Annotated in this window: 5 protein-coding genes; all 5 read left to right on the forward strand. The window is 56.7% G+C overall.

The window, feature by feature from the left end; all coding sequences use genetic code 11:
- Positions 1-557: 557 nt before the first annotated feature.
- The gene (locus NKJ91_RS33070; RefSeq protein ID WP_352458854.1) at positions 558-2,024 is read left to right on the forward strand and encodes a M20/M25/M40 family metallo-hydrolase; all 1,467 of its coding nucleotides are present in this window, start codon (positions 558-560) and stop codon (positions 2,022-2,024) included.
- A gap of 199 nt (positions 2,025-2,223) precedes the next feature.
- Positions 2,224-3,828: an ABC transporter substrate-binding protein gene (locus NKJ91_RS33075; RefSeq protein ID WP_352458855.1), complete on the forward strand. Its 1,605-nt coding sequence runs from the start codon at positions 2,224-2,226 to the stop codon at positions 3,826-3,828.
- Between the two features lie 7 nt (positions 3,829-3,835).
- Positions 3,836-4,777: an ABC transporter permease gene (locus NKJ91_RS33080; protein ID WP_352458856.1), complete on the forward strand. Its 942-nt coding sequence runs from the start codon at positions 3,836-3,838 to the stop codon at positions 4,775-4,777.
- Between the two features lies 1 nt (position 4,778).
- Positions 4,779-5,660 (forward strand): ABC transporter permease, encoded by an 882-nt coding sequence (locus tag NKJ91_RS33085; RefSeq protein ID WP_352458857.1) that lies wholly within the window; start codon positions 4,779-4,781, stop codon positions 5,658-5,660.
- A 1-nt stretch (position 5,661) separates the two neighbouring features.
- On the forward strand, positions 5,662-6,595 hold a 934-nt coding region (locus NKJ91_RS33090; RefSeq protein WP_352458858.1), incomplete at its 3' end, for an ABC transporter ATP-binding protein.

The following is a 6,595-nucleotide window of genomic DNA, read 5'->3' on the forward strand; positions in this document are numbered from 1 at the left end:
AATATTTGGTTATGCCAAACAACCACACATGTTATCGTCAATAAATTTGTGGGCCGCCGGGTTAACCCCGCCCCCACACAAGCCCCGAAACCGCACGCCGCCCGCGTGGCGCTTCCGCCCAGGTCTTTCCGACTCAAAAAGTCCGTGGAGTTGCGAACGGAGGTGAACGACGGATGTCTGGAGGATCGCCTCCCGGGGTACAGCGGTGATGGCATCCTACAATTGCAGCTCATGAACGAACTCAAGACCGCGGTACTGAGGGTATCCTTCTGGCGATCGTCTATGGTCTGAAAAGCTCCTGGAAGACGCAACGCTCTCGAATGGCCGCGGCCGACTTATTTCTCGAAGCGTTGTTCCATCTGGACTGGCGACAAATTATCAAAATTCGGAATAAACACTGCCATATTGTGAGTTTCCTATTGACTAGGTCAACCACCCCATAAAGGATGACAAAGAATTCTGGGACGGGGCGGAACGTGTTGTCCGATTGCAATTGGAACCAACAAAATATGGTGGCATCGCCGCGCTCATGCTCCCGCCCATTAAAGGAAGATAAAATGTCGTTGGAGGAAAACACTGACGTGGAAGTGAGCCGTGGGGCGCCCCGGCAACTTGTCGAAAAGGTTTTAAGGCATGCCGACGCCAATCTGAGCGCTAGCCTTGATCGGCTTTTCCAATTCCTACGAATACCTTCTATTTCATGCGACACATCATACGCGCCACAATGTCGCGAGGCAGCTTCTTGGATTTCAGATGAGCTGTCGGGCATAGGCTTTGATGCGTCCGTTAGGTCCACTATCGGAAATCCCATGGTGGTCGCGCACAACAAGGAAGCGAACGGACCGCATGTCTTGTTCTACGGTCACTACGATGTTCAACCAGTAGAGCCTCTCGATGCGTGGAAGTCCGACCCATTCGAGCCGAGCCTCGAGGAGCAGCCCGATGGAGAAACCCATATCGTTGCTCGCGGGGCTTCAGACGACAAAGGACAACTTCTAACATTTATTGAAGCATGTCGCTCGTGGAAGGCTGTGACGGGGCACTTGCCACTAAGTGTGTCGATGTTATTCGAAGGGGAGGAAGAAAACGACAGTAAAAGTATGGAATCATTTTTAGATGAAGCGGGAGATGAGCTGACGGCCGACGTAATGTTGCTTTGTGATACTTATCTTTGGGGAGATACGGTACCCGCAATTGTTGTAACGTTTAGAGGCGTATTGGAAGATACGATAGAGATAAGCTGCGCTAGCCGTGATTTGCATCCTGGCCATTATAGCAATGCCGCCCGAAATCCAATTCAAGTCCTAGCTGAGCTTATCGCTAGCTTAAGGGGTGCGAATGGCGAAGTCGCAATTGAGGGATTTTACGACGATATAGCAAGAGTTGACGATAAGCTCAGAGCGAACATGGCAGAGCTTGACTTCGATGCAGGTGCATATCTCAGTAACGTTGGGCTTTCCCAATCTGCCGGCGAGACTGCCTATTCTGTTTTGGAGCAAATTTGGATGAGGCCGGCCTGCGAAATCTACGGTATTGCAGGTGGGCATTATGATGGGCATGGGTTCAAATGCAGCATTCCATCCACAGCTCTTGCCAAGATTGCTTTCAGGCTGGTTCCCGGCCAAGATCCGCAACGAATTCGTGCTGCGTTTCGTAATCACATTCGAGCGAGAACGCCAGTCGACTGCAGGCTGAAATTTTCCGACGACGATGCCACATACCCTCCAGCCGTCATTTCGTATGAAAGCCCTTATCTGGACAGCGCACTTGTCGCTCTTAAGCAGGAGTGGAACTTAGAACCTGTCCTGATCGGAAGTGGCGGCTCAATCCCGATTATTCATACGATCAAGCGTCGACTGGGCTTAGATTCGCTGCCCATCGGCTTCGCGCGATCAAATAACGGGCACCACAGCGCGAACGAGAAGTATGACCTTTCCTCCTTCCACAAGGGAATTCGCTCATGGATCCGGATTCTCGCGGAATTGGCGCAGCGCGCAAACGACCGGCCGCTAACCGCAGCTTAGGATAGACCGTAAGCAGATCGAGCAAAGTAGGCCCGTCGAAGCGATTCGTGAGTCTCTGGACGATACATTCGTAGACAAGAATATGGACAGCAAAGCAGTTTTTTATGGCTAGAATCATCGAAAAACAGCGCGTAGCCGCGGGGTTCAATAAGCGAATTCGTTAGTATATGACGCCAATAACCAAGAAGGGGAATGCAACATGAAAATCTCTCGACGCGATCTCGTAAAGGTAGGCCTAGCAGCTGGAACAGCTTTGTCGATTCCGTCGGTACTGCGGGCGCAGTCGGCGTCAAGCGGCGCACGGACAGTGCACATGGGGAAGATGAGCGACCTGAGCGTCTTCGATCCGATCTGGACGACATCGGTCGGCACCCAGAACCACGGCGCGGCGATTTACGACACGCTGTTCGCGCTCGATTCCAAGTTCATGCCGCAGCCGCAAATGGTCGGGAAATGGGGCGTTTCTGACGACAAGAAAACTTATACGTTCGAGCTTCGGGACGGCCTTGGCTGGCACGACGGGACACCAGTCACCGCGGCGGACTGTGTCGCCTCGATTCGGCGTTGGGCTCAGGTGAACTCTGGTGGGCAGCTGATCATGACGCGCGCCAGCGACATCTCCAAGAAGGACGAGAAGACTTTCACGATTACGCTCAATGAGCCCTTGGGACTTCTGATCGATCTCTTGGCGGATCTTACGCCGCCAGGCCTGTTCATCATGCGAGAGAAGGACGCCAGTCGCCCGGCCAGCGAACAGGTCACAACGAAAATCGGATCGGGGCCGTTCAAGTTCAATGAGGCCCTTGCCCGGCCGGGCGCAAACTATACCTACGACCGCAATGAACAATACGTGCCCCGCAATGAGCCGTCCGACGGGTTGGCCGGCGGGAAGATTGTCAAGGTCGATCGTGTCGTCGTGGATGTTGTCGCCGACCAGCAGACGGCGGTGGCGGCGTTGCAAGCAGGCGAGATTGATTATCTCGACTATCCGTCGGCCGATCTTTATCCATTGATCGAGAGCGATCCCAACCTTGAACTGGAAGTTCTGGACAAGACGGGCCGGGACGTGGTCTTGCAAATGAACTTCCTGCAGCCGCCGTTCGACAACGTCAAGGCGCGCCAGGCGATGCTTCACCTGATCGATCAGGAGGCGTTCATGCGCGCCGCGTTTGGCAACCCAAAATACATCGACACCGTCACTTCGATATTCGGCAAGGATACGCTCATATCCAACGACGAGAACACGGGATGGTACAAGAAGGGTGGCGACGCGGAAAGAGCCAAGCAGCTCTTCCAGGAGGCTGGATATGCCGGTGAAAAGGTCATCATTCTCGATCCGACCGACTGGCCCGAGATCGACAATGCCTCGCAGCTTCTGGCGGCTTCGCTGCGGAAGATTGGCATCAGTGCCGAGCTCGCGCCGATGAATTGGGCTGCACTAACCACGCGTCGGGCGAACAAGGGGCCCGTTGAGAACGGCGGCTGGAACGTCTTCATCACGGACGAATCTGAATATTCGCTCGGCAATCCGCTCTCGGCGTCCCTGCTAGCCGCAAATGGCGATAAGGCCACGTACGGTTGGCCGAGGAACGACGAATACGAAGCGCTGCGGGCAAAATTGGCAGATGTCGCAACGCTCGACGAGCGCAAGGCGCTCGCCCGCAAGATGCAAGGGATCTGGTGGGACTTCGTCGGTAATGTGCGGTTGGGAAAATATGTTCAGCCAGCCGCGCGCAGTAAGACCCTTAAAGGACTTATCGCCATGCCGCAGATCGTCCCGATGTGGAACATGCGGAAGGCCTGAAAACACAATGGGCAGTTACATTCTACGCAGATGTGTTTCGACCATCGCCGTCATGGCGATGGTCGGGATTTTCGTCTTCCTGCTTCTCAGGCTTGTGCCCGGCGATCCGGCGGCCATGATCGCCGGCAGAAATGCCACTCCGCAGATGATCGCCAGTATCCGAGAACAGCTGGGCCTGAACGATCCTATGCCTGTTCAGTTCATACGTTGGGTGCGGGACGTGCTCAGCGGCGATTTCGGGATATCAATTTTTTCTGGGCGACCGGTTCTTGAGCTCATCTCGCAACGACTTGAACCAACCATTTCCCTGTCAATCCTGACGATGATCGTTTCGGCGACGGTTGGGATTTCTTTCGGCATCCTTGCCGCGTGGCGATCTGGCGGTCTCGTTGACCGCCTCCTTGCGGCCTTTTCGGCACTTGGTTATTCCGTCCCGGTCTTTGTCATCGGCTATTTTCTCATATACTTCTTCGCCATCAGGACACACTGGCTACCGGTCCAGGGATATGCGCCGATCGATGGTGGCCTCGGGCCTTGGCTTATGCACCTGGTCCAGGCCACAGTGGCTCTTAGTCTTGCCTACATTGCATTTATTGCCCGGGTTACGCGGGCGAGCATGCTGGAGGTCCTATCGGAAGACTATATGCGAACGGCCGCTGCCAAGGGCGCTTCGTCCTACGCCATGCTTTTCCACCATGCTTTGAAGAATGCTGGCGTCCCGATCCTGACCGTCATCGGCATAAGCTTCGCCTATTTGATCTCTGGAGTCGTCCTCACGGAAACGGTGTTCAACATACCCGGTATCGGTCGTCTGGTTGTGGATGCGATTAACAATCGCGACTATCCCATAATCCAGAGCGTTCTCCTCCTGACTTCGGGTCTGTACGTCCTTATCAATCTCACGGTCGATCTGGCCTATACGCTGATCGATCCCCGGATCCGGTACTGATATGACACTCTCCTCCGCACCAGTTGAAGCCTTGCCGATGGATCGGCTGCAGCTATCCGACGTTCCCCGTCTAGCAAGGCGTTATCCGCTGGTCCTGATAGGGGGCGGCCTCCTGGCGCTCCTAATCATTCTGGCGCTCGCCGCGCCACTTTACGCCGGCGATCCATTGAACATGGATCCGTTCAGACGCCTCCAGCCGCCTTCGGCCGAGAAGTGGTTCGGGAGCGACAATCTGGGCCGGGACGTGTTTGCGCGAACGATCTTGGGCGCGCGTATCTCTCTCATTGTCGGGCTGACATCGGCGACGTGCGCGGCTCTTGCCGGGCTTCTGATCGGTGTCGTCGCCGGCTACAGCCGCAGCTTCGACAACTTCGTCATGCGAGTAATGGACGGCCTAATGTCGATCCCGACGATTCTGCTGGCGATCGCCCTCATTTCTCTGACAGGCCCCGGAATCGGCATCCTTATCGTCGCCATCGCGGTCCCCGAGACACCAGCCGTCGCGCGGCTGGTTCGTTCGGTGGTTCTGGGGGTTCGCGAGCGTCCCTATGTAGAGGCCGCGCTCTGCGGCGGTGCGCGCCTGCCCAAGGTGTTGTGGCGGCATATCCTGCCGAGCACCATTCCGGCGCTGATGGTCCAGGGCGCTACCGTCTGCGCCAGTGCGATTCTGACAGAGGCGGGGCTGAGCTTCCTCGGCGTCGGCGTGCCGCCCGAGATCCCCAGCTGGGGCAACATGATCGCCAGTTCGCGGCTGTATCTTGCCACCGCTCCAATGACGATCTTCGCCCCCGGCATTTGCCTTGCCGTTACGGTCCTTGCCGTCAACCTGCTGGGGGACGGCCTGCGCGATATGTTCGATCCCCGCACGAAGCGGAGGCGCTAACATGCAGATGCATCAAATCGTAGGGAGCGACCTGCTTCTCGATATCCGAAACCTTGAGACGCACTTCTACGGCGAGGACAGCGTTACCCTCGCCCTGGGCGGCATCAGCTTTCAGGTCAACAAAGGCGAAACGCTCGGCGTCGTCGGCGAATCAGGGTGCGGCAAGAGTGTTACCGCTCTCTCCATCCTTCGCCTGCTCCCGAAGCTGACCGCCAGGACCGTCGGCGGCGAGGTTCGCTTTCATGGACGCGATCTGCTTGAGCTGTCCGATCGGGAGATGCGACAGATCCGCGGGAATCGGATCGCCATGATCTTCCAGGAGCCGATGACGAGCCTGAACCCGGTCTATACGGTCGGCCAGCAGATCGCGGAGGCGGTGCAGATCCACACAAAAGCGTCCCGCACAGTGGCCAGGGCGAAGGCCGAAGAGATGCTCGGTCTGGTCCGCATCGCGGACCCCGAGCGCCGCGTCAACAACTATCCTCATGAAATGTCCGGCGGCATGCGCCAGCGCGCCATGATCGCCATGGCTCTCGCCTGCTCGCCGGAACTGTTGATCGCCGACGAGCCGACGACCGCGCTCGACGTCACTATCCAGGCGCAGATCCTGCGGCTTATCGTTGATTTGAAAGAGCGCACAGGAACGGCCGTGATGTTCATCACGCATGATCTTGGCGTGGTAGCCGAGACATGCCAACGCGTGATTGTCATGTATGCTGGCCGGATCGTAGAACAAGCGAAAGTGATAGATTTGTTTGCGCGTCCAGCGCATCCCTACACCCAGGGTCTGATGCGATCGGTACCGGATCGGAGGCGCGGCCGACAGCGTCGCCTTCCAGAAATCCCCGGCATCGTGCCAAGCCTGCGCGAGCCAATTGTCGGGTGCAGCTTTGCGCCTCGCTGCCCGTTCGCGATCGATATTTGCCGCGAGAAGA

Origin of the sequence: Mesorhizobium sp. M0040 (assembly GCF_040323505.1) — a bacterium.
Classification (GTDB): Bacteria; Pseudomonadota; Alphaproteobacteria; order Rhizobiales; family Rhizobiaceae; genus Mesorhizobium.

Bases quoted from the DNA above. Each gene is read 5' to 3' on its own strand.
- NKJ91_RS33070 (WP_352458854.1), top strand. From the start codon at position 558: ATGTCGTTGGAGGAAAACACTGACGTGGAAGTGAGCCGTGGGGCGCCC.
- NKJ91_RS33085 (WP_352458857.1), top strand. From the start codon at position 4,779: ATGACACTCTCCTCCGCACCAGTTGAAGCCTTGCCGATGGATCGGCTG.
- NKJ91_RS33075 (WP_352458855.1), top strand. From the start codon at position 2,224: ATGAAAATCTCTCGACGCGATCTCGTAAAGGTAGGCCTAGCAGCTGGA.
- NKJ91_RS33080 (WP_352458856.1), top strand. From the start codon at position 3,836: ATGGGCAGTTACATTCTACGCAGATGTGTTTCGACCATCGCCGTCATG.